Origin of the sequence: Nocardia sp. NPDC101769 (genome assembly GCF_044766925.1) — a bacterium.
Taxonomy (GTDB): domain Bacteria; phylum Actinomycetota; class Actinomycetes; order Mycobacteriales; family Mycobacteriaceae; genus Nocardia.
This window is the reverse complement of the sequence record NZ_JBIWMX010000024.1, coordinates 50,427-68,009: the sequence shown is the minus strand read 5'-3', so window position 1 is coordinate 68,009 and position 17,583 is coordinate 50,427. Positions and strand designations below refer to the sequence as shown.

Here is a 17,583-nt window from a genome sequence, read left to right as displayed (position 1 = left end):
TCACGTCCGTTGCCGGGCACTTCGGCTCGTATCCGTGCTTCGACTCTTCGTTCGGGCCGTACCGACGGCCGCCAATATCCGAACCTGCCGCTGGGTACGGCGGCCCGGCACCCGCAGCAGAATCTTTCAGAGAACCTCGGACACCCGGTACGCGACTCCGTCGTCGACCAGATATCCCGATCCCACGGCAACAATGTCGTTGAGCCACGAGTAGTTCCGCGATCCGGTCTCGAACAGAACATTCGACCGCCAGTAATAGCTGGCGGGATCGACCTGCCGGTTGACGGCGGGATCTCGGATCTGGCTCAGCAATTCCGGCGGGATGATCCATCGTCCGCCGTAATACAGGTACACCAGGTCGCCGTCGTGGGTGCGAAGGGTCAGCCGCACGTCGAGATGCAGATTCCCGTCGGGTCGGTACAGACCCCAATCGCCACCACCCGGCAACACCTCCCCGCGAATCTTCGGCCCCTCGAATGATCCACCAGCACAACCGAATACAGTCCGACCACCCAGCGGCCCCCCAATACTCAGCCGCGGGCTCAGATCAGCCACCGTGTCGAACAGGTATCTCGTCTCGATTGCACCGACATCCTTGACACGTGCGTCCACGACCCTCCCCTTCCTTCGATTCATGTTGTTGCCGAACAGCTTTCGCGAGAAGACCCGCGCATCCACCGTCGACACAACAAACTATACGTACGATCATATGTTTTATAAATCCTCCCGGCCAGCCAGGAGCTGCTGGCTCCGCCGAAGGGCACGTTCGTCCGCTCCGACGGCGAAAGTCGCCCACCGGTCACCGATGGCCCGTTCGCGGAGACCAAGGATCTGATCGCCGGGTGGATGATCATCGACGTCGATACCTACGAGCGGGCGCTCGAGCTGGCCGGTGAGCTGTCCGCGGCTCCGGGCGCGGGCGGGAAGCCGATCCAGGAATGGCTGGAGCTACGACCGCTTCTCACCGCGTCACCCACGGTCACCGAGTGAACGAGTCGCTGCTACGCGAACTCGTACCCGCGGTGATCGGCGTCCTCGTCCGCCGCGGAGCCGACTTCGCCGCGGCCGAGGATGCGGTACAGGAGGCGCTGATCCGGGCACTGGAAACCTGGCCGGACAATCCACCGCGCGATGCCAAGGCCTGGCTCGTCGCGGCTGCCTGGCGCAAGTTCCTCGATGCCGCCCGCGCCGAAACATCCCGGCGGGAAAGGGAACTCGCCATGGAGATCGAGCCCCCGGCAGGTCCGGTGTCCGCCACCGACGACACGCTGTGGCTGTATTTCCTGTGCGCGCACCCGTCCCTGTCCCCCGGGTCGGCCGTCGCGTTGACCTTGCGCGCTGTCGGCGGCCTGACGACCCGGCAGATAGCCTCGGCCTATCTCGTCCCGGAAGCGACTATGGCGCAACGGATCAGCCGCGCCAAGCGGCGGATCACCGGACTGCCACTCGACCGGCCCGGCGACCTCACGACGGTGCTGCGCGTGCTCTACCTCGTCTTCAACGAGGGCTACAGCTGAGACATCGACCTGGCGGCCGAAGCCATCCGCCTCACCCGCCAGCTCGCCGTCTCGACCGACGAGCCCGAGGTCTCGGGGCTGCTCGCGCTGATACTGCTGCATCATGCTCGCCGGGCGTCTCGCACCGGCCCGGGCGGTCGCCTAGGGTGTGTCTCCCAATAGCCTGAGCCATTCGATGGGCTGATGAGTCCGGCGTGCGAGGATTCGGGTTGTGGGTCAGGCGGATTTGTCGGCAGGTTGGCTATCGCGGTGGTGCGATGAGGTCACGGCCGAGGTGCGGAGGGTGACCAGCTCGTTCGAGGCGACTTTCGGCTACCCGGCCGGTGAGAACAAGGTTCGCCTTGTGGACGAAGCTGATTTGGCTGCGGTCACCGAGCTGGCCACTATGCCGGTAGCAGCCGCTGACTTGATGGCCTTTTATGGTTACGTGGGTGAAGTCGTACTGAGTGACATCGGAAACGGCTACTTCATCCATCCGGCTCAGCTGACGTTGGGACATTACCGGGAGGAAGGCACCATAGTCCTGCCAGCAGCCGGGAATCCGCACGGCTTGGTGTTCGCTTCAGATGGCGGGGGCATCTTGTTCGCGGCCGATTCGGAAGGAGCCGTTCACCGTTCGAGCGCTGCCTCCTTCAGCGGTGGCTTCGAGAGAGTCACCGAAAACCTGACAGAGTTTCTCGATTTGATCCACCGGTCTGTCGTTCGATTCGCGGCCACCGGTGAGCCCGGATCGATCTAGGCTGTTCTGCTGGTCCCGATGCGGGCGTGAATGACAGCGCAGGCCAGCAGAACCCCACCGAGGTAGGTCAGCGCGTACTTGTCGTAGCGGGTCGCGATGCCTCGCCATTGCTTGAGCCGATTGAAGCCTCGTTCGACGGTGTTGCGCAGACCGTAGAGTTCGGCGTCGAACGCAGGTGGCCGGCCTCCGGCTGACCCTTTCGCCTTGCGTCGGGCGATCTGGTCTTTGCGCTCAGGGATGGTGTGTTTGATTCTCCTGGAACGCAATTCGGTTCGTGTGCTGGGATGCGAGTATGCCTTGTCGCCGAGCAGCCGGAAGTCGCGGCCGGGCTCACCCGCCCCGCGACGGGTCCGAGCGTAATCGTCGAGCAAACCCACCAGTTGGGGATTGTCTCCGGCTTGGCCGGCGGTCAACCGGACCGCGACCGGGGCCTGGCGCTGATCGGCCAGGGCATGGATCTTCGTGGTCAACCCGCCCCGCGAGCGGCCCAGCGCATGGTCCGCGGGCTCATCGGCGGCTTTCTTGTAATTCGACAGAGCCCCCTGTGGCGAGGGTGTCTGACCGCGCACCGGCGGCATGCTGATGCGCCCGCGCGCTCGTCGAGTCCACCGACAACAGCTTCTCCACGTCACCAGCCATCCCGGCGTCGAACCCGAACACGACCGCTACCCGGGCGAACATCTCGTCGTAGGTGCCATCCAAAGACCACCGGTGATGCCGCTTCCACACCGTCTGCCACGGCCCGAAAACAGCGGGCAGGTCCCGCCACGCAGTGCCTGTGCGGAATCTCCAGGCGATCCCCTCCAGCATCAACCGGTGATCACCGAACCTGTTGCCTCGCTTGCCCTTATCCGACGGCATCACCGGTTCGACAACCACCCAGAACTCATCAGAAATCAAACCCAACCGCGTCACCGGTCAATCTTCGCCGGTCAAGACCCGAATATTCGGGAGACACACCCTAGTGCCGCTCGCGGCGCAGGACCGATCCCGTTGGGACACATGCCTTATCGCCGAGGGGGTCACGATTCTGCAGACCGCGTTGGCCCGCGACCGGCTGGGCGAATACCAGGCTCAGGCCGCGATCGCCGCCCTGCACGCCGATGCCCCGAGCACTGCCGAGACAGACTGGGTACAGATCGTGGAGTGGTACGACGAACTGCTACTCCTCACCGCCAGCCCGGTAGTGCGGCTGAACCGCGCCGTGGCACTGAGCGAAGCGGACGGACCCCGCGCCGGCCTGGCCGCGCTGGCCGAACTGGACCCAGAACTCCCCCGCCACACCGCAGTCCGCGCCTACCTCCACGAACGCGCCGGCGACCTCGAACAGGCCGCCGCCCTGTACGCCGAAGCATCCCACGCAGCTACCAATCTGCCTGAGCGCGACCACCTCACCCGCGAGGCAGCCCGGGTCCGGCAGATGTTGCGGCCTTGAGCCTGGTTGCCGCACAGCCACACTCGGCTTTCTACTGGCAGCCCCGTGCGAAAGCACTGATCAGTCCACGCCGACGTTTGCCAGTCGGATCAGCCGACAGAGCGTATCGAGAATCCCTGGCGGATTGGATCATTGGCGCAGCCGGTTCCGTGGATGGCCTTGCTATGGGTTCGTCTACTTGTGGTCGATGCGGCCGATCGGATCAATGGCCTGCGCGAGATCGGCCTGCGTCTGCTTCCATTCCATGTCATCGATTCCGAGGGCGCTGCGGAGGAAGGCCCGAGACGCCTCCCTGATCAGCGCGACGCGGGCGGGGCTTTCGTCGGTGGTGTCGTTGGCGTTGTAGCCATGGATTCCGCCGAGTGAGTGATCGCCGCCGAAGATGGTGAGCAGGCTTTGGGCTCCGGGGCTGTAGACGTAGACGTCGGTGAACCAGTCGGGGCCGCGGGTCGAGAGATGGGATTGATCGTGATCGCCCGCGACCACGAGGGTCGGCGTGGTCAGGTTGTCGAAGTCGGGGTTCATGAAGGAGAAGTTCTCGGCGGCGAACGGGGTCAGTGTGTCGCCGCCGAGGCCGGTAGTGGCAAGCAGGACACCGGCTTTCACCCGAGCAGGACATCTGGCGCGTCCGAGTCCGCGATGTCACGCAGGTACTCGACCAGCTCGACCGGAGCTGCTCGACGGGTGCCGGCGGTGACGGCCGCGGCAGTTGATCGGTTGACGATCAGTCGGTGAGCAGGATGGTGAGCAGGGCGCGGAGTTGGTGTTGTTGCTCGCCGCTCAGCTGAGCCAGCGGTCGGCTGGCGAAGGGCATGCGGGCTCGTAGGTCCGCGGCGACGCGTCTGCCCTGCTCGGTCGCCGCGACCAGGCGGACTCGCCGGTCATCCGGATTCTCCCGGCGCTCGATCAGGCCCCGGGACTGCAATTTGTCGACGAGCGCGGTGACATTCGACGGCTCGGCGTGCAGATATTCGGCGATCCGCCGGGTCACGACCGGTTCCTGTGCCGCCAGCAGCGCCTTGGCCTGCATGGGCGTCAACCCGTGGGCGCCGGCCGCCGCCTCCGCCTCGGTGGCGTAGCGGCGATTGATCGCCGCGAACAGCCCCAACACCTCGGCCGTCAGTTCCCGCTGCTCCTGCTCGCTCGACATGCCCCCACTATAGCGATACCCCATCATGATTATGGTGTATTATGATTATGGTTCATAACCAATAGCCAGGAGGAAACACAATGAGCCCGTCCATCGACCGGAAAACCGTCCTGATCACCGGCACCTCGACCGGCATCGGAATGCACACGGCTATCCACGCCGCCCGTTCCGGCTGGCAGGTCATCGCCACCATGCGCGACACCGCCCGTTCGACCGCCCTCGTCGAGCTCGCCCGCCACAACGGCGTCGCCGACCACGTCGAGGTCCGACAGCTCGACGTCACCGATCCGGCCTCCGTCCATCGCTGCGTCTCCGGCGTCGTCGATGACCACGGCCACCTCGACGCGCTGATCAACAACGCGGGCGCCGGCCACCTGGGCACCCTCGAACTGGAGGACATCGGCGAGATCCGCACCGTCATGGAGGTCAACTTCTTCGGTGTCCTCGAAGTCACCCGCGCCGCGCTCCCGCAACTGCGCGCCACACACGGACGAGTACTGACCGTCAGCAGCGTCGGCGGGGTCATCGGACAGCCGTTCAACGAGGCATACTGCGCCGCGAAGTTCGCCGTCGAGGGCTTCATGGAAGCGTTGGCCCCGGTAGCCGCGCAGACCGGCGTCGCGGTCAGCGTCATCGAACCCGGTGCCGTCGCCAGCGAATTCGTCGCCAACGTCGGCGGACGGGAAACACTGACCACGAACGCGACCGGACCGTACGCTGCCGCGCTGGCCGCCTACCGCAAGCGCACCGAGAACGCCTTCGCCAACGCCCAATCTCCCGAATCCACGGCCCAGGCCATCGTCGAAGCACTCGACGCCAGCGACCTCCCGTTCCGAGTTCAGACCTCCGACACCGCCCGAAACTTCGTCGCTGTCAAACTCGCCGACCTCGACGGCGCGAAAGTGCAGGACATGACCAGCACCTGGATCGGGTGAACCACCCAACCGCAACAAGGCACGTCGTAGCCGGATGTGGGCGAGCGAATCATCGATTCATCACGCCGCCCACACCTACGCGCCCTCCTCGGGCTGGTCACCCTTTCGAACAGGCATCTGCTGACCCCACTCATCTGCGCTGTTCAGACCGGCCGGCGCGGAGCGTCGAAGGATCAATGGGCCGAGTGCCGTCCGGGCTCACCACGCCGGTCCCGGCGCGCACGGCACCGCCGTATTGCGCGTTGCGGGTGCGGTTTTCCAGACAGCTGCCGCCCTGGATCCACACCATCACCGGCAGTCGCGCGGCACCGGGTTCGGATGTCCAGATTTTGAAGGTCAGGCCGTCTTCCGAGCCGTCACCGGGGAAGAACTCGTCGCGGATACGGAAAACGATTGCGACATGCGCGAATTGAGCTGCCATCGCCTGTACTCGAACTGAGCCTCCTTGTCTCGCTGGTCCTTCTGGCGGCGGCACCCGGCTGTTCAATGGCAACCACGATAAAAGCTCGGTCTGAAACTGACAGAAGCTTCGATGTTCGATACCCGCGATCTCCACCTGACCTACAGGCATGATCGCCGACGCCTTGTAGATGCCGCATCCCACTCCTATCCTTACGATCAGAGGAGGCGACCCCGCGGAGTAGAGATGATCTACGACAATCTGCTAGCGCTGACAGCGCGGGCACCGACCACCAGCGGATTGCGGCAGGGCGAAGTATTCACGCCCTACGCCGCTTTGGTCGAGCGGATCGGCCGACTCGCCGTCGGCTTTATTGAACGTGGCATCGAGAGCGGCGATCCCGTTGCTCTGCTGATTCCAAACTCACCCGATCTTTTCGTAGCTGCCCACGCGCTCTTCGCCATCGGCGCCATCGCGATGCCTCTGGGCGAGACGGCCACGCGATCCGAACTTGCCATGCTCGCGCAAAAGGCACGGCCCAGGGCAGTCATCTCAACTCCCGGCCTTTCCTCTGCTGCCGAGATGCTGATCACAGATGCAGCACTCGGCACTCCCTTGTTCCTGACGAGCACCCTGTCCGAAGGAAATGCAACCGCCCAGCTGCCGAAACTGACAGGCGATACAACGGCGCTCTACCTCTTCTCGTCCGGCTCGACCGGGTTGCCCAAGGTGGTACCGCACACCCATGCCGAGCTCATCGCTGACAGTGAACGAGCCAGCACAGCCTGGGAAATTCAGCCCGACGATATCGTCCTCGACATTCTGCCGGGCAACTTCGCGATGGGCTTCCTACTGGGCGCTACGCAAGCCGTCGCCGGCGGTGCAACGACGCTCTATTGGAGCGATCCCCTGCCGCTGGCGCTTTCGCGGAAGAAGCTGCTCGACACCATGGTCCGCGAGCGCGTCACCGTCATGGGTGCCGTTCCGGCAATGTACGAGATCGTCGCCGGTCAGACCGGCAGTTTCGATCTCAGGCTGCGCCTGGCCTTCTCGGGCGGTGTCGCACTGAAGCGGCCGATCTTCGAAGCGGTGCGCGAGCGCCTTGGTATAACACTTCGTCAGGATTACGGCTCGACCGAGGCAATCATGTTCTCGCACAATAACTCCGTCGATCCCGACGGAAGCTGGGCCTCGGTGGGCAAGCCGGCGGGCGAAGCCAGGGTCCGCATCGTTCCATTCGACACCGAATTCGGCCCATACGTCGGCGAAATGGAAATAAGATCATCGTCGCTCATGCGGGGCTATCTCGGCGATGCCGTGGCCAATGCTCAGGCGTTCGACGAGGGCTGGTTCAGGACCGGCGATCTCGCCTCGCTCGATGAAGAAGGTCGCATCTTCATCCGTGGCCGCAGCAAGCTGCTGATCGAGGTATCCGGCTACAAGATCGACCCTATCGAAGTGGAGGAAACGCTGATGACTTCGCCTGCCGTTACCGAAGCCGCAGTGGCGGGTATCCCAGACTCGCGCAATGGAAATCGGCTGATCGCGTTTGTCGTCAGAGGGGCGGATGTGTCGGCCGATGAGTTGATCCGCTATGCGCGCGCAAGGCTGTCGGTTCAGAAGGTCCCAGCCGAGATCACGTTCATCGACGCACTGCCGCGGAGCCCGGCCGGCAAGGTGCTCCGCGCGCAGCTGCGCGAGCTTTAGGCGGGCTGAGTCGCTCGCTGCGAAACATAGGCCGCTATGTTCGCAGGCGATTCGAACAGCTCCGCCCGTATCTCCGTGTCAGGGATGCTGATCTTGAATCGCTCCTCGAGGAAATGCACCAGCTTTACCAAATTGATCGAATCCAGCAGGCCCGCCTCGAGCAAAGGGGTCTCGCGATTGACCGGCACTCCTCCGGCTTCAGCCACCATGGCGGAGATATACTCGACGATTGGTCGTTCGATATCGTTCATCACTCGAGTCCCTTATACAGTCAGCATAATAGCCAATTTCATCGCGACCTGAAGTGGTATTTGAAAAACATGGGAGGACGGCTTGGGTGACACACGCCCGTTGGGCGGAAAGGAGCAACTGCTCAACAGTTTTCATGTCCGTGGCGTGCTGATCGCCATGCACGTGCTGCATGTGCGCGGCCGCCTCGATCCGGCGCTGGTGAAGCGCGCGCTCGCCTGGCTGCAGACCCAGCACCCTATCCTTCGCGCTCATATCCGCTACGGCAAGATCGTCTGGCGACGCGTGCCGCCCTTCGCCTATCGCCAGGCGTGGTTCGACACCGAGGGCACAACGGAGATCCCTGTGAAGGTGCTCGACGACACCGACCCAGACGCTTGGCGCAAGGTTTTCGCCTCCGACATCCGCACACCGATCCCGAAGGGCAACCATCCGCGCCTCCGGATAACGCTGGTGCGGCAGTCGCCCGACGCCGACCTCAACCACATCGTCATTTGCGCCGATCACGCAACGCTCGACGCCCAGTCCGCGAACATGCTCGCTCGACAGCTTCTCGAATTCCTCGCCGACCCAGCCACGGCGCAACTGAAACCCTCGCTCCACACCGCCCTGCCCCCGCCGATCGAGGCCAGCCTGCTCAACAAGTCTGGCAGTGGCAAGAAGACCACCTATACGCCAGCGATTCGGCTGCCCAAGCAGAGGGTGCCCGATCCGAAGAAAGAAACGCGAGTACTGGCCCGTCACCTCGAGCCCATGGTCACGGCAACGCTCGAGAATGCCGTCAAAGCCAACAGAACGACGCTTCACGGAGCGGTAACGGCAGCCTTCCTGCTCGCCATGCGCGAGCAGTACCGGCTCGACGTCATGACCGTGTTGACCACGGTCGACCTCCGTCGCCTCAGTAATCTCGCGCTGCCGCAAGAGACCTACGGTTGCTATGTCGACATCCTGCGTACCAAGCACCCGATAACCGACGACTTCTGGGCAACGGCCCGTGACGCCTCGTTCAAGCTGATCGCCGCACTGGCCAAGGACTACGAGTCCGCCTCGATCATGAAGTTTCCGGAATGGGAAGTGTATCGGCAGGAAGTCCGTCCGACGCTCCGGAACAACCGGCGCCTCGACGGACTTGCTGTCACCACGACAGGCGAGTCCGGCCTTCAGGCCAGTTACGGCGCCTACACGCTCGAGGACGTCACCAGGGCCGTTTCGCTCGACATGTTCGGCCCGTCACTGTTTGTGATCGCCAGCGAGCGGCTCGGTGGCCTCGACCTCAGTGTCGGATACGCGGCAATCGCGATGAGCGACGATCAGGTATGTCGGCTCACCGACAACGCGGTGACCCGGCTCGAACGTGCTGGATAAATCGCCGCGCCGGTCGCGGCACGCCCCGTGTCGTGGACGAAGCTCCGGAAACCGACGTGGCCGAACAATCCATTCCGGCGTATCCGGATGATCCGGACATGGCCTCAGCCACATGACATCTCGAACATCCATGCCGCATCGTGCGCTGCTTGGACCGGCCAGGCCGCGAGCGGCCGAATGCGCCGTACTGCCCGGATGCCGCTTGGGTTCTCGCCGGTCAGGCCGATGCTGGTTCGGCCGGCCCGAGCAGGTCCCATCGGTTTCCGGCGATGTCGAGAAATACGGCCACCTGACCGTAGGGTTCGGTGCGCGGCTCGGTTACGAACTTCACACCGGCACTGACCATTCGGCGATACATGCCCACGAAGTCGGAGACCCGGAGGAAGAACCCGACTCGCCCGGCGACCTGATCTCCGACCGCATCGCGTTGCCTATCCCCGTCCGCCTGTGCGAGAAGGATTCCGGTGGCAGCGGCGGGCGGGCGAACGACCACCCAGCGTTTGGGACGTCCATCATTCGTGAACGATGGCGAGTTCTCGATCAGGTCGAAACCCAGTGTCCCGACGAAAAACTCGATGGCGGAGTCGTACTCCTCGACAATGATCGTGATCAGCTCGAGATGCATTCCATGAGCGTAGGGCGGCCCGGCTCCGAATGTCCGCATACCGCGCTGACCGAACCTGCATGCACGGGGGCGCCGGCGGCCGGAATTTGGATGCGGTGCAGAACGTCCGCAACGGCCGAATGGCGTGCCTCCGACCGGGCCTTGAATGATCTTCATACCGATGATGAAACGTGTTCTAATCTAGGCGTCGGCGAACTGGAAACGGAGGGGGCCGGTCTCGGTGGTTTCGTTCTTCGTGACGCGTGACGGGCAGTACGAAGCACAGGGTCACGGCGTGAGTCAGTGGTCATCGAAGCAGGTGAACGGACCTGCGGTATGTGGGTTGCTGGCCCGCCAGCTTGAAAGGCATTGCCCCGCTGAGGGCTTCATCCCCGCCCGGCTCACGGTCGACATGCTGCGCCCGGTGCTGAACGAACCGATCTCCGTGCAGAGTGCCGTGATTCGTGAGGGTACCCGGGTGACTGTCGCCGACGCCTCGATCGTCCAGCAGGGTGAGCTGCGAGCCCGGGCAACGGCGGTCTTCCTGGCGTCAGCTTCCGAGCCGCCGGGCCAGACATGGCAGCCGTGTATCCCATTGCCCGCGCCGCAGGCTCGGCTGATCTCGCCCGACGGCGAGCCACCGTTGCTCAAGTTCGGCGAATCGGATTGGACCGATAACCTTTCCGCGGGCCAGAATGCAGACTGTAAAGTATTGTGGCATAACCTGATTCCCCTTATCGAGGGCGAACCGATCTCCCCGTTTCAACGGGCAGCCGCCATGGGCGATGCGACGAACTTTGTATGTCACTGGGGATCGGCAGGGATCGGTTACATCAACGCTGATATGACATTGACGCTCTCGCGCCTGCCGGAAGGCCCTGAGCTCGGGCTCCAGGCTCAGGATCAAATCGCGAGGGGCGGCATCGCGGTCGGGACCGCAACGCTCTACGATCGCGCCGGTCGGCTGGGTACGTGCGTGGTCACTGCGGTCGCAAACGCTCGCCGACAAGTGACGGACACACGTCACGCGTCGGCGGCAACCTGATCTGCAAACATCCTCTTGTGCCGCTTCCAGTGCTGACCGAGCCGAAGAACTCCTGGTACCGCGATTGATCTCAGCAATCACTGCCCTACCAGGAGTTCACTCGAATCTCGGGCGTCACACACCCAACACCAGTTCTCGGACGCTCACTCATATGCACCAGTAGACGCTGCCAAGGTCGAAACACCAGGCAGCTGATCCGAACGATCCGTCGACCGGAGTGGCGGAATCGGCAGTGGCCGCGGGCGCGGCGAGGACGAGCAGGGGCGCGGCAATAACTGTCGCGGCTAGGGTTTTGATGGTCTTGCCAGACATTTTGCTTCCTTACAACGAGCTCTACGACGTCCGTGTACCAGGCCGCGTTGCCGAGCTACCGGACTGGGTCAGCGAGTGCGTCACATGCCGAATCGACTTTGCGACACCCGATTTCGCTCCTTGGTGAAGTACATGATGCGTCCCGACAGGAACACGCGTTCACACTGGCCGACAGCTGCAGCATCGACCGGACAAGACGTCATTTGGTACCGCGGAAGGCGTCAGTAACAGTTTACTGCTGGCTACCAGAACTCTGAAGCAGGTCGCCGCAGCAGACGGAAACAGACCGCCGGCAGCGAGCGGTAGCCGAACAGCGCACTCCACGCAGAGATCCGTTGCGCGACTACCGACTCACGACGCCGGTATCGCAGTTGGAGAATGTCGCGGATGGCAGGACCGGCTGCGGCTGCTGCCGCACTCTGCCTTCTTCTTCGAAGGTTTGGAAGCCCTCGAAGGTGGTTGCACAATGCCTTCTCGGCAGTGTTGTACCAGGCGCCGAGCTCGAGGATCTCGCGTGTTTGCTCAGGCGTCGCGATCGGTCGGCCAAGCTCCTCGGCGATCCGCACCATCTTGCGGATCATCTCCATCGTCGTGAACCTCTGGCACTGTCGGCGGCCAAGTGCACTCTGGTGGTCAACCCGCCGAGGTTCATAGCCTGGACACCCGCGCCGGGCACCACCAAGGGATACCCCTGCCGCGCGACGTGAGGTACTTCTGTGACCGCGTGACGCCAGGTCGACATCGCCAGCCCCGACAGCGGCGTGTGGCAGGCCGATGTGTGGAGCGATCCGCGCGACGAATCCGGCTACAGCGCCCACGACCCGATCAGTATCGGGTTCCTCGCCTCAGCGAAACATGCGGCGCTGGTTGAGAATTCACTGCCGCCGATCCGCTGGCCATAGACCTGGACGCGACGCTGGTGGACACGCACTCGGACAAGGAATACGTCGCGTGTTCGTGCGCTCAGGGAACTCGGCTGCCCACGCCATGTCGTCTAGGCTCCAGCAATGACCGACATCGCCGGCGCTCTGAGCCCTTCCCAGCAAGCACGACTGCGCGAAAGTATCGGACGCCAGACCTTGCTCACCACACTCGGGATCGGAATCGCAAGCCTGGCGCCCGGCCGCGTCGTTCTCGAATTGCCGTTCCGCAACGATCTGTGCCAGCAGAACGGATTCGTTCACGCCGGTGCCATCACCACTCTGGCCGATTCCGCATGCGGCTATGCGGCCATGTCGCTGCAACCACTCGACCGCGACATCCTCACCGTCGAATTCAAAGTCAATCTGATGAGTCCAGCTGTGGGACAGCGATTTCTAGCGACGGCGACGGTCGTGCGGTCCGGCCGCAACCTCACTGTCTGCACCGCCGAAGTCGTTTCCGACGCCTACGGCGCGGGCCCGGTGGCTCTCATGCAGGCCACCCTCATGGCAATGCCGTCCTCCTGATCGGCAGCCGTTCCCGCACAGGCGACAGGGGCGAGGTGATGCATGCTTCGATCGCCTGCCGCGAGTGCTGCCGCATAGTTTCTTCTGGGCTGCCCGACCGCTTCGGGCTGTGTCACCGGACGACGCGTCGCGCACCACATCCGGGTGATCGGCGGCAAGCTACAGGGCGATCGAACCACCCGACGAGACTCCGAGAATGTCTACGGCCGTGCCGAACTCGGCTCTGATCGCGTCGGTGTGTTCGGCCGCGATCTGGGCCATCGTGGCGCCCGCCGCCATTCCCGGCGCTCGTGACACCGCGAACACCCGGAAATGCCGGGCGAGCGGTGCCAGCACCTCGAGCTCCGAGAGACGCAGCGGCCCTGTGGGATTGGTGTGATCCTGGGTGAACCAGCGCAGAAACAGCAGCGGCCGCCCCGACCCGAGGGCGCGATACGGCAGACCGTGCGGCAGCACGCCCTCGGTTACGTTCAGCTTCTCGCGCCGATCATTCACATTCCCCGGCACGCGCGACCCGTCCGGCATCCTGGTGTGCCCGCTCGCGCCAGGCGCGTTCCCATCGCCGCGTCAGTGCCGGATAGACGATCAGATGACGGAACGGCGCGATCCCGGCCATATACAACCGCCCGAACAGGCCGTTCGGCTTGACCAGGGCCGCCATTCGCAACTCGTACTCACCGGTCTCGGCCTGGACCCACCCGAGGTGCATCACCGTGTGCACTGTCTTGTTCGCGAGCTCGTCGGCGGATTCGTCGTGGAGTTCGTACACGGCGGTGAACGGGGTGTCGCCAACCGGCTCCCCGGCTCGGGGCTGCCACAGATCATCCGGCAGGCGGTCACACAGCGACCCGACCCGACCCGCCATGCCCTCCTCGGGCCTGTCCCAGCCGAACAACGCACCGAGCTTCCAGCGCACCGCGAACAGCAACGCGACCAGCGGAGGGTTGCGGGAGAGCCCGCCGGCCACCCGCAGCGCGTCGCGCATGACGGGGAAGTCGTCCGGCCCGGCCCCGGGTGTGCGAAACGCCCACACGTCCTCGATCCGGAAATCGGGCGTGATCTCGTGGATGCGCCACGGGCGGGCGGTGTGCTCGATTTCGGGAAGTTGCCTGGACATCGCCGTCTCCTGAGGGGTTATACGGTTGCGTATAACAGGACGGTAGAGCAGTTATACGGGTGCGTACAACCTATGGAGAGATGCGCCACAACACGGGCCCGTTCGACTGATCACCCTCGGGATCCTTTACGCGACTCGGTGGCCCACAGGATGACGTTCGTGCCGAAAAACTTTGTGTTCCAGCCGATGTCGTGAAAACCCATTCGGCTCAACAGATCAGCGACCTGTTGTGGCGATTCGAAAGCGCGCGTGCGGGATTCGAGATAGGCGCAAGATGACCCGTCACCGGACACGACCTGCCTCAGCAGCGAGACGATCGCGCACATCCCCCACTCCATGATCGGCTTCACCGGTCCACTGCGCGGGCAGGTTTCGAGGATGATGATGCGGCCGCCGGGCTCGAGAACCCGGTGCTGTTCGCGGAGCACTCCCGCGGGGTCCTCGACATTGCGCGGCGGATAGCCCTCGGTGATCGCGTCGAACGACTCCACCATCGGGTATGACGACCGACGGTCAAGACGAAATTCATCCGATCGTAGTACCCGGCGATCTTCTGAAAGATCCCGTGCACCTCAACGCTTTTGCCCTGCGGCATTCGGTCGATTGCCATCTCGCACGCCCCTACTCAGGATCAGGTCGCCGGCGCGGGCGATGACCTCTTCGCGGGTACGACCGGGATGGTCGGCGGCGAGGAAATGGCTGCCGATGGCCGCGCAAAAGGCGAGCAAGCTGCGGGCCTCGACCTCGTCGGGATCCGAGCAGACGGTACCGATCGCGTCGCGCAGCAGCTCCATGCGCCGGTTGTCCACCCGGCGAAGACGTTCGGAGATCGAGGCGTCGCGGCGAGCCCAGTCACGGATGGCCAGATCGATGGGCAGCAACCGGTCGTTGGAGAAGGTGAGACGACCGGCCAACTGGGCCTTGTCGAGCGCGTTGCCGTCGGCCCGCTCGACCTCCGCGAGCACATCGTCGACCGCTTCGCGCTCCCAGGTGTCCAGCATCCCCGTCAGGAGCGCCTCGCGATCGGAGAAGTAGCCGTAGAACCCGCCCTTCGTAACCCCGAGGGTCTTGGCGAGCACCTCGACGCGCACCGCATCGACACCCCCGGTGGCCAATGCCCTCAGCCCCGCGTCGATCCATGCTTCGCGCGGTGTGCGCAGCGAGCCCATGTCGAGATCCACCTCACTCCAATGTTGTACGGAACCACATAACGGCCCCAACCTCGGATTATACGTAACCGTATAACCACGCTGAATATGCTGGCCTCCCTGCACACCCCGCACTGGAACCCCCTCGGCAGCCCGATCGGAAGGGCGAGGGTGGGGTTGCGCGAACCCGCGGAAAGGATCGGTTCACCTGGTCCCTCATGTGGCGCTGGCTGCACGACGCCGCGTTGGAGGACTCACTCGACCTCGCTGAGACCGCCCTGGTTCCGGGCACGGCGCCGAGGAGCCACCACAGCCGATACGTTCGCTTTCTGCGCGGGCGGATCCACAGCGAACAGGTCCACAAGAACAAGGTCCACAACGAGTCCGTCGGTCGATTCGATGGTCTCGCAACAACTTCCGTCTCACGTCACATGTCATGTACCAGCACTGCGGAGTCCCGGCGATGAACGAGCATGCCCGGCGGGCCGCCGGTGTTGTGCTGCCGGGCCTGATGTGGCACTACCGCCACGAGGGCATCGAGGACCGGTGGAGCAATTGCCATCCCGCCATCGGCAGCGCCGATGGTCGCGGATCCTGTAGCGAATACCGCTGTGGCACAAGTCGACTTGACGATACTGCCGTGGCGTGACAGGTTGAGCGTGCAAGTATAAAGAATCGTCAGCGCCAGGTAGGTCGGTGGAGCGTGTTGGCGTGCCCGCGCGGTTGTGGGCACGGCCGGTGACGCCCATCCGGGTGTAGTGGTCGTGTTCGGGACCGGGTGGGATGTCCCGAGAGGAAACACCATGAACACCGACCCGTTCGACATCGCCGAGGATGGGTACGTCCCGGATCCCGAGCGCGACCTCACCATAATCCTCGAGGCGTTCTTCGAGAGGATAGCGGTCACCCTGAGGGAAAATGACGTTCCGGCAACACTTCTCACCGATATGCGACGACTGCACGCCGAACTCGAGGCCGCGAGCGCAGACCGTGTTGTCGACGAGCCGTCCCGCTACAACCTGAGGATGACGGTGGCGCTGGTCGCGGCCTACCGATTGCTACAACCGCGACTCGGTCGTGCGAAATCCATCGAGGCGGTCGAGATTGCGTTCGTCGAACCGCTCGGTGACGCGGTGCGGGAGAGTACCCGAGCCATTCTCGATGGGGCGCCCGATCCGTTCCGGGCGATGGTCGAACTCGCCAAATCGAGGGAAGAGCAGGCATTCGGCCCAACTTTCACCTTCGAGCATCCCTTCGATGACGAGCGGCGCTATCGTTCCGATGTCGTGCGTTGCTTCTATCACGATGTGCTGGTGGATCATTCGGTCGCAGAACTGACTCCGGTGATGTGCGAATTCGATGCCAACTGGATCGCGGCCATCGATCCGGAACGGCACGGCTTCCGGTTCGAGCGGAGCACCACCATCGGCTGGGGCGGCACACACTGCCCGTTCCATTGGGAGCGCACCGACCACTGACGGCACTGACCACTCGATGCAGGTTGGCGCGGATGCAGTCGGCATCTCCACATCGATCCCTGCGCTTGTTACCACCACCGGAGGCTGGTGCGGCGGTGGCGGGCGTTCGCGTCGAAGAACTCCATGGTCGGGCACTCGAGGCCCAGTTGCTCGAAGAACGTCCGCCGTACGGCTTCATAACGGACGAACGGCTCATACAGTACGACCAGCGGAGTATGGTCCACCTCGGCAAGCTGGCGGTATGCGAAGTCGAGCGCATCGGTGATCCGCCGTCGTGCCTGACGCCGTGAAAAGGCATGCTTGCGAGCACGTTGTGACCGGACCGTGTGATCCTTGTCGCGGAGGATCAAGACCGGCTGCACGGCATAGCCCGCCGACGTCATGGAGCCGACGATTCGTGGACAGTCGGGCCACCCGTCGCCGTGCGGCAAGCTCTGACGGAACACGATCCTGTCCGGATATCCCCGGAAGTCGAGGCAATCCAATCGCTGGACATGGCCGCCGTCCCCGAAACAGCCTGCCGCCACGAACGCCCGCGTCAGCATGCGCGTCCCACTGCTCTCCGGCCCCAGGACCAAATACGCGGTTCTCATGCCCGAGCCCGTCCTTCCAGCGGGTCCAGGCTCGTGATGAACCCGCGCGGGCGCCAGTCGATATCGTCCGGCTTCGAGCCCAGATGACCTGCGGTGGGAAGGATTACAAGCTGCACTCCTGAAATGGTCGAGGCGGCATGGGTTTTGCACCGGCGAGGAATGGACCGAACCCCATCGTCGGCGATCATCAACACAGGCGTCCTCCCGAGCGCGGCCAATCCCCCACTGCGTACGCACAATGCCGCGTCGGCAAACAGCGCCAGCAGGCTCATCATTCGAAGACGATGACTCGCCCGGCGTTGGGATCACCGTCGATCGCGTCATGCAGTCCGGTCCCGTCG

Annotated in this window: 21 protein-coding genes and 5 pseudogenes; 10 read left to right on the top strand and 16 right to left on the bottom strand. The window is 63.9% G+C overall.

The window, feature by feature from the left end; all coding sequences use genetic code 11:
- Window positions 1–126 precede the first annotated feature (126 nt).
- Window positions 127–687, bottom strand: a complete 561-nt coding sequence (locus ACIRRA_RS31065; protein ID WP_402775459.1) for a DUF3237 domain-containing protein — start codon at window positions 685–687, stop codon at window positions 127–129.
- A 66-nt stretch (window positions 688–753) separates the two neighbouring features.
- On the opposite strand from ACIRRA_RS31065, the pseudogene ACIRRA_RS31060 reads away from it, so the two are divergent.
- From ACIRRA_RS31060 to ACIRRA_RS31050, 3 genes and pseudogenes are all read left to right on the top strand, one after another.
- Window positions 754–990, top strand: a pseudogene (locus tag ACIRRA_RS31060) (YciI family protein); the annotation flags it as partial.
- Window positions 987–1,661 (top strand): annotated as a pseudogene (locus ACIRRA_RS31055) (DUF6596 domain-containing protein); the annotation flags it as partial. The pseudogenes ACIRRA_RS31060 and ACIRRA_RS31055, both read left to right, overlap by 4 nt.
- A 139-nt stretch (window positions 1,662–1,800) precedes the next feature.
- Window positions 1,801–2,256, top strand: coding sequence for a hypothetical protein (locus ACIRRA_RS31050; RefSeq protein ID WP_402775456.1), 456 nt, complete (start codon window positions 1,801–1,803; stop codon window positions 2,254–2,256).
- Here the strand turns inward: ACIRRA_RS31050 and ACIRRA_RS31045 are convergent.
- Window positions 2,253–3,171 (bottom strand): annotated as a pseudogene (locus ACIRRA_RS31045) (IS5 family transposase). The gene ACIRRA_RS31050 and the pseudogene ACIRRA_RS31045 overlap by 4 nt on opposite strands.
- Window positions 3,172–3,184: 13 nt before the next feature.
- Here ACIRRA_RS31045 and ACIRRA_RS31040 point away from each other — a divergent pair.
- Window positions 3,185–3,691 (top strand): annotated as a pseudogene (locus tag ACIRRA_RS31040) (RNA polymerase subunit sigma-24); the annotation flags it as partial.
- 174 nt (window positions 3,692–3,865) lie between these two features.
- Here the strand turns inward: ACIRRA_RS31040 and ACIRRA_RS31035 are convergent.
- Both ACIRRA_RS31035 and ACIRRA_RS31030 read right to left on the bottom strand, forming a co-directional pair.
- Complete coding sequence (locus ACIRRA_RS31035) at window positions 3,866–4,297, bottom strand: hypothetical protein (protein ID WP_402775454.1); 432 nt, start codon at window positions 4,295–4,297, stop codon at window positions 3,866–3,868.
- 118 nt (window positions 4,298–4,415) lie between these two features.
- Window positions 4,416–4,841 carry a MarR family winged helix-turn-helix transcriptional regulator gene (locus tag ACIRRA_RS31030; protein WP_402775452.1) on the bottom strand — a complete coding sequence of 142 codons (426 nt, stop codon included), beginning with the start codon at window positions 4,839–4,841 and terminating at the stop codon, window positions 4,416–4,418.
- 80 nt (window positions 4,842–4,921) lie between these two features.
- Between ACIRRA_RS31030 and ACIRRA_RS31025 the strand changes: the two genes are divergently transcribed.
- Window positions 4,922–5,776 (top strand): SDR family oxidoreductase, encoded by an 855-nt coding sequence (locus tag ACIRRA_RS31025; protein WP_402775449.1) that lies wholly within the window; start codon window positions 4,922–4,924, stop codon window positions 5,774–5,776.
- A gap of 130 nt (window positions 5,777–5,906) precedes the next feature.
- On the opposite strand, the gene ACIRRA_RS31020 is transcribed toward ACIRRA_RS31025, so the two are convergent.
- Window positions 5,907–6,380, bottom strand: coding sequence for a hypothetical protein (locus ACIRRA_RS31020; protein ID WP_402775446.1), 474 nt, complete (start codon window positions 6,378–6,380; stop codon window positions 5,907–5,909).
- 42 nt (window positions 6,381–6,422) lie between these two features.
- Here ACIRRA_RS31020 and ACIRRA_RS31015 point away from each other — a divergent pair, with 42 nt between their 5' ends.
- Complete coding sequence (locus ACIRRA_RS31015) at window positions 6,423–7,883, top strand: class I adenylate-forming enzyme family protein (RefSeq protein WP_402775445.1); 1,461 nt, start codon at window positions 6,423–6,425, stop codon at window positions 7,881–7,883.
- Here ACIRRA_RS31015 and ACIRRA_RS31010 read toward each other — a convergent pair.
- Complete coding sequence (locus tag ACIRRA_RS31010; protein WP_402775443.1) at window positions 7,880–8,134, bottom strand: acyl carrier protein; 255 nt, start codon at window positions 8,132–8,134, stop codon at window positions 7,880–7,882. The two genes, ACIRRA_RS31015 and ACIRRA_RS31010, sit on opposite strands and share 4 nt — an antisense overlap.
- Before the next feature lie 82 nt (window positions 8,135–8,216).
- Here ACIRRA_RS31010 and ACIRRA_RS31005 point away from each other — a divergent pair, with 82 nt between their 5' ends.
- Window positions 8,217–9,497: a hypothetical protein gene (locus ACIRRA_RS31005; protein ID WP_402775440.1), complete on the top strand. Its 1,281-nt coding sequence runs from the start codon at window positions 8,217–8,219 to the stop codon at window positions 9,495–9,497.
- 217 nt (window positions 9,498–9,714) lie between these two features.
- On the opposite strand, the gene ACIRRA_RS31000 is transcribed toward ACIRRA_RS31005, so the two are convergent.
- Complete coding sequence (locus tag ACIRRA_RS31000) at window positions 9,715–10,122, bottom strand: VOC family protein (protein ID WP_402775438.1); 408 nt, start codon at window positions 10,120–10,122, stop codon at window positions 9,715–9,717.
- A 220-nt stretch (window positions 10,123–10,342) separates the two neighbouring features.
- Here ACIRRA_RS31000 and ACIRRA_RS30995 point away from each other — a divergent pair, with 220 nt between their 5' ends.
- Entirely contained in the window at window positions 10,343–11,146 is an 804-nt protein-coding gene (locus ACIRRA_RS30995; RefSeq protein WP_402775436.1) for a thioesterase family protein, read from the top strand.
- A gap of 147 nt (window positions 11,147–11,293) precedes the next feature.
- Here ACIRRA_RS30995 and ACIRRA_RS30990 read toward each other — a convergent pair whose 3' ends face one another.
- Together ACIRRA_RS30990 and ACIRRA_RS30985 are read right to left on the bottom strand one after the other, a co-directional pair.
- Window positions 11,294–11,458 carry a hypothetical protein gene (locus tag ACIRRA_RS30990; RefSeq protein WP_357011843.1) on the bottom strand — a complete coding sequence of 55 codons (165 nt, stop codon included), beginning with the start codon at window positions 11,456–11,458 and terminating at the stop codon, window positions 11,294–11,296.
- Window positions 11,459–11,700: 242 nt separating this feature from the next.
- Window positions 11,701–12,276, bottom strand: coding sequence for a 3-keto-5-aminohexanoate cleavage protein (locus ACIRRA_RS30985; RefSeq protein WP_402775433.1), 576 nt, complete (start codon window positions 12,274–12,276; stop codon window positions 11,701–11,703).
- Window positions 12,277–12,465: 189 nt separating this feature from the next.
- On the opposite strand from ACIRRA_RS30985, the gene ACIRRA_RS30980 reads away from it, so the two are divergent.
- A complete protein-coding gene (locus tag ACIRRA_RS30980; RefSeq protein ID WP_402775430.1) occupies window positions 12,466–12,906 on the top strand; it encodes a PaaI family thioesterase in 441 nt (146 codons plus the stop codon).
- Between the two features lie 159 nt (window positions 12,907–13,065).
- Here the strand turns inward: ACIRRA_RS30980 and ACIRRA_RS30975 are convergent, their stop codons facing one another.
- From ACIRRA_RS30975 to ACIRRA_RS30955, 5 genes and pseudogenes are all read right to left on the bottom strand, one after another.
- A complete protein-coding gene (locus ACIRRA_RS30975) occupies window positions 13,066–13,401 on the bottom strand; it encodes an alpha/beta fold hydrolase (protein WP_402775427.1) in 336 nt (111 codons plus the stop codon).
- Window positions 13,394–14,023, bottom strand: coding sequence for a DUF2867 domain-containing protein (locus ACIRRA_RS30970; RefSeq protein ID WP_402775424.1), 630 nt, complete (start codon window positions 14,021–14,023; stop codon window positions 13,394–13,396). The genes ACIRRA_RS30975 and ACIRRA_RS30970 overlap by 8 nt, the downstream gene beginning before the upstream one ends.
- Before the next feature lie 110 nt (window positions 14,024–14,133).
- Window positions 14,134–14,517 carry a class I SAM-dependent methyltransferase gene (locus tag ACIRRA_RS30965; RefSeq protein WP_402775422.1) on the bottom strand — a complete coding sequence of 128 codons (384 nt, stop codon included), beginning with the start codon at window positions 14,515–14,517 and terminating at the stop codon, window positions 14,134–14,136.
- A gap of 36 nt (window positions 14,518–14,553) precedes the next feature.
- Window positions 14,554–14,618 (bottom strand): annotated as a pseudogene (locus ACIRRA_RS30960) (hypothetical protein); the annotation flags it as partial.
- Window positions 14,596–15,192, bottom strand: coding sequence for a TetR/AcrR family transcriptional regulator (locus ACIRRA_RS30955; protein ID WP_402775419.1), 597 nt, complete (start codon window positions 15,190–15,192; stop codon window positions 14,596–14,598). The gene ACIRRA_RS30955 and the pseudogene ACIRRA_RS30960, both read right to left, overlap by 23 nt.
- Window positions 15,193–15,974: 782 nt before the next feature.
- Between ACIRRA_RS30955 and ACIRRA_RS30950 the strand changes: the two genes are divergently transcribed.
- Window positions 15,975–16,649 carry an L-2-amino-thiazoline-4-carboxylic acid hydrolase gene (locus ACIRRA_RS30950; RefSeq protein ID WP_402775417.1) on the top strand — a complete coding sequence of 225 codons (675 nt, stop codon included), beginning with the start codon at window positions 15,975–15,977 and terminating at the stop codon, window positions 16,647–16,649.
- Between the two features lie 68 nt (window positions 16,650–16,717).
- Here the strand turns inward: ACIRRA_RS30950 and ACIRRA_RS30945 are convergent, their stop codons facing one another.
- On the bottom strand, window positions 16,718–17,242 hold the full coding sequence (locus tag ACIRRA_RS30945; RefSeq protein ID WP_402775414.1) for a hypothetical protein: 525 nt from the start codon (window positions 17,240–17,242) through the stop codon (window positions 16,718–16,720).
- Window positions 17,239–17,517: a hypothetical protein gene (locus ACIRRA_RS30940; RefSeq protein WP_402775411.1), complete on the bottom strand. Its 279-nt coding sequence runs from the start codon at window positions 17,515–17,517 to the stop codon at window positions 17,239–17,241. The genes ACIRRA_RS30945 and ACIRRA_RS30940 overlap by 4 nt, the downstream gene beginning before the upstream one ends.
- Window positions 17,518–17,583 lie beyond the last annotated feature (66 nt).

Coding starts and splice junctions, on each gene's coding strand:
- ACIRRA_RS30980 (WP_402775430.1), top strand. CDS start 12,466: ATGACCGACATCGCCGGCGCTCTGAGCCCTTCCCAGCAAGCACGACTG.
- ACIRRA_RS30970 (WP_402775424.1), bottom strand. CDS start 14,023: ATGTCCAGGCAACTTCCCGAAATCGAGCACACCGCCCGCCCGTGGCGC.
- ACIRRA_RS31000 (WP_402775438.1), bottom strand. CDS start 10,122: ATGCATCTCGAGCTGATCACGATCATTGTCGAGGAGTACGACTCCGCC.
- ACIRRA_RS31010 (WP_402775443.1), bottom strand. CDS start 8,134: ATGAACGATATCGAACGACCAATCGTCGAGTATATCTCCGCCATGGTG.
- ACIRRA_RS30950 (WP_402775417.1), top strand. CDS start 15,975: ATGAACACCGACCCGTTCGACATCGCCGAGGATGGGTACGTCCCGGAT.
- ACIRRA_RS30965 (WP_402775422.1), bottom strand. CDS start 14,517: ATGGTGGAGTCGTTCGACGCGATCACCGAGGGCTATCCGCCGCGCAAT.
- ACIRRA_RS31030 (WP_402775452.1), bottom strand. CDS start 4,841: ATGTCGAGCGAGCAGGAGCAGCGGGAACTGACGGCCGAGGTGTTGGGG.
- ACIRRA_RS30990 (WP_357011843.1), bottom strand. CDS start 11,458: ATGTCTGGCAAGACCATCAAAACCCTAGCCGCGACAGTTATTGCCGCG.
- ACIRRA_RS31025 (WP_402775449.1), top strand. CDS start 4,922: ATGAGCCCGTCCATCGACCGGAAAACCGTCCTGATCACCGGCACCTCG.
- ACIRRA_RS30945 (WP_402775414.1), bottom strand. CDS start 17,242: ATGAGAACCGCGTATTTGGTCCTGGGGCCGGAGAGCAGTGGGACGCGC.
- ACIRRA_RS30940 (WP_402775411.1), bottom strand. CDS start 17,517: ATGATGAGCCTGCTGGCGCTGTTTGCCGACGCGGCATTGTGCGTACGC.
- ACIRRA_RS30955 (WP_402775419.1), bottom strand. CDS start 15,192: ATGGGCTCGCTGCGCACACCGCGCGAAGCATGGATCGACGCGGGGCTG.
- ACIRRA_RS31015 (WP_402775445.1), top strand. CDS start 6,423: ATGATCTACGACAATCTGCTAGCGCTGACAGCGCGGGCACCGACCACC.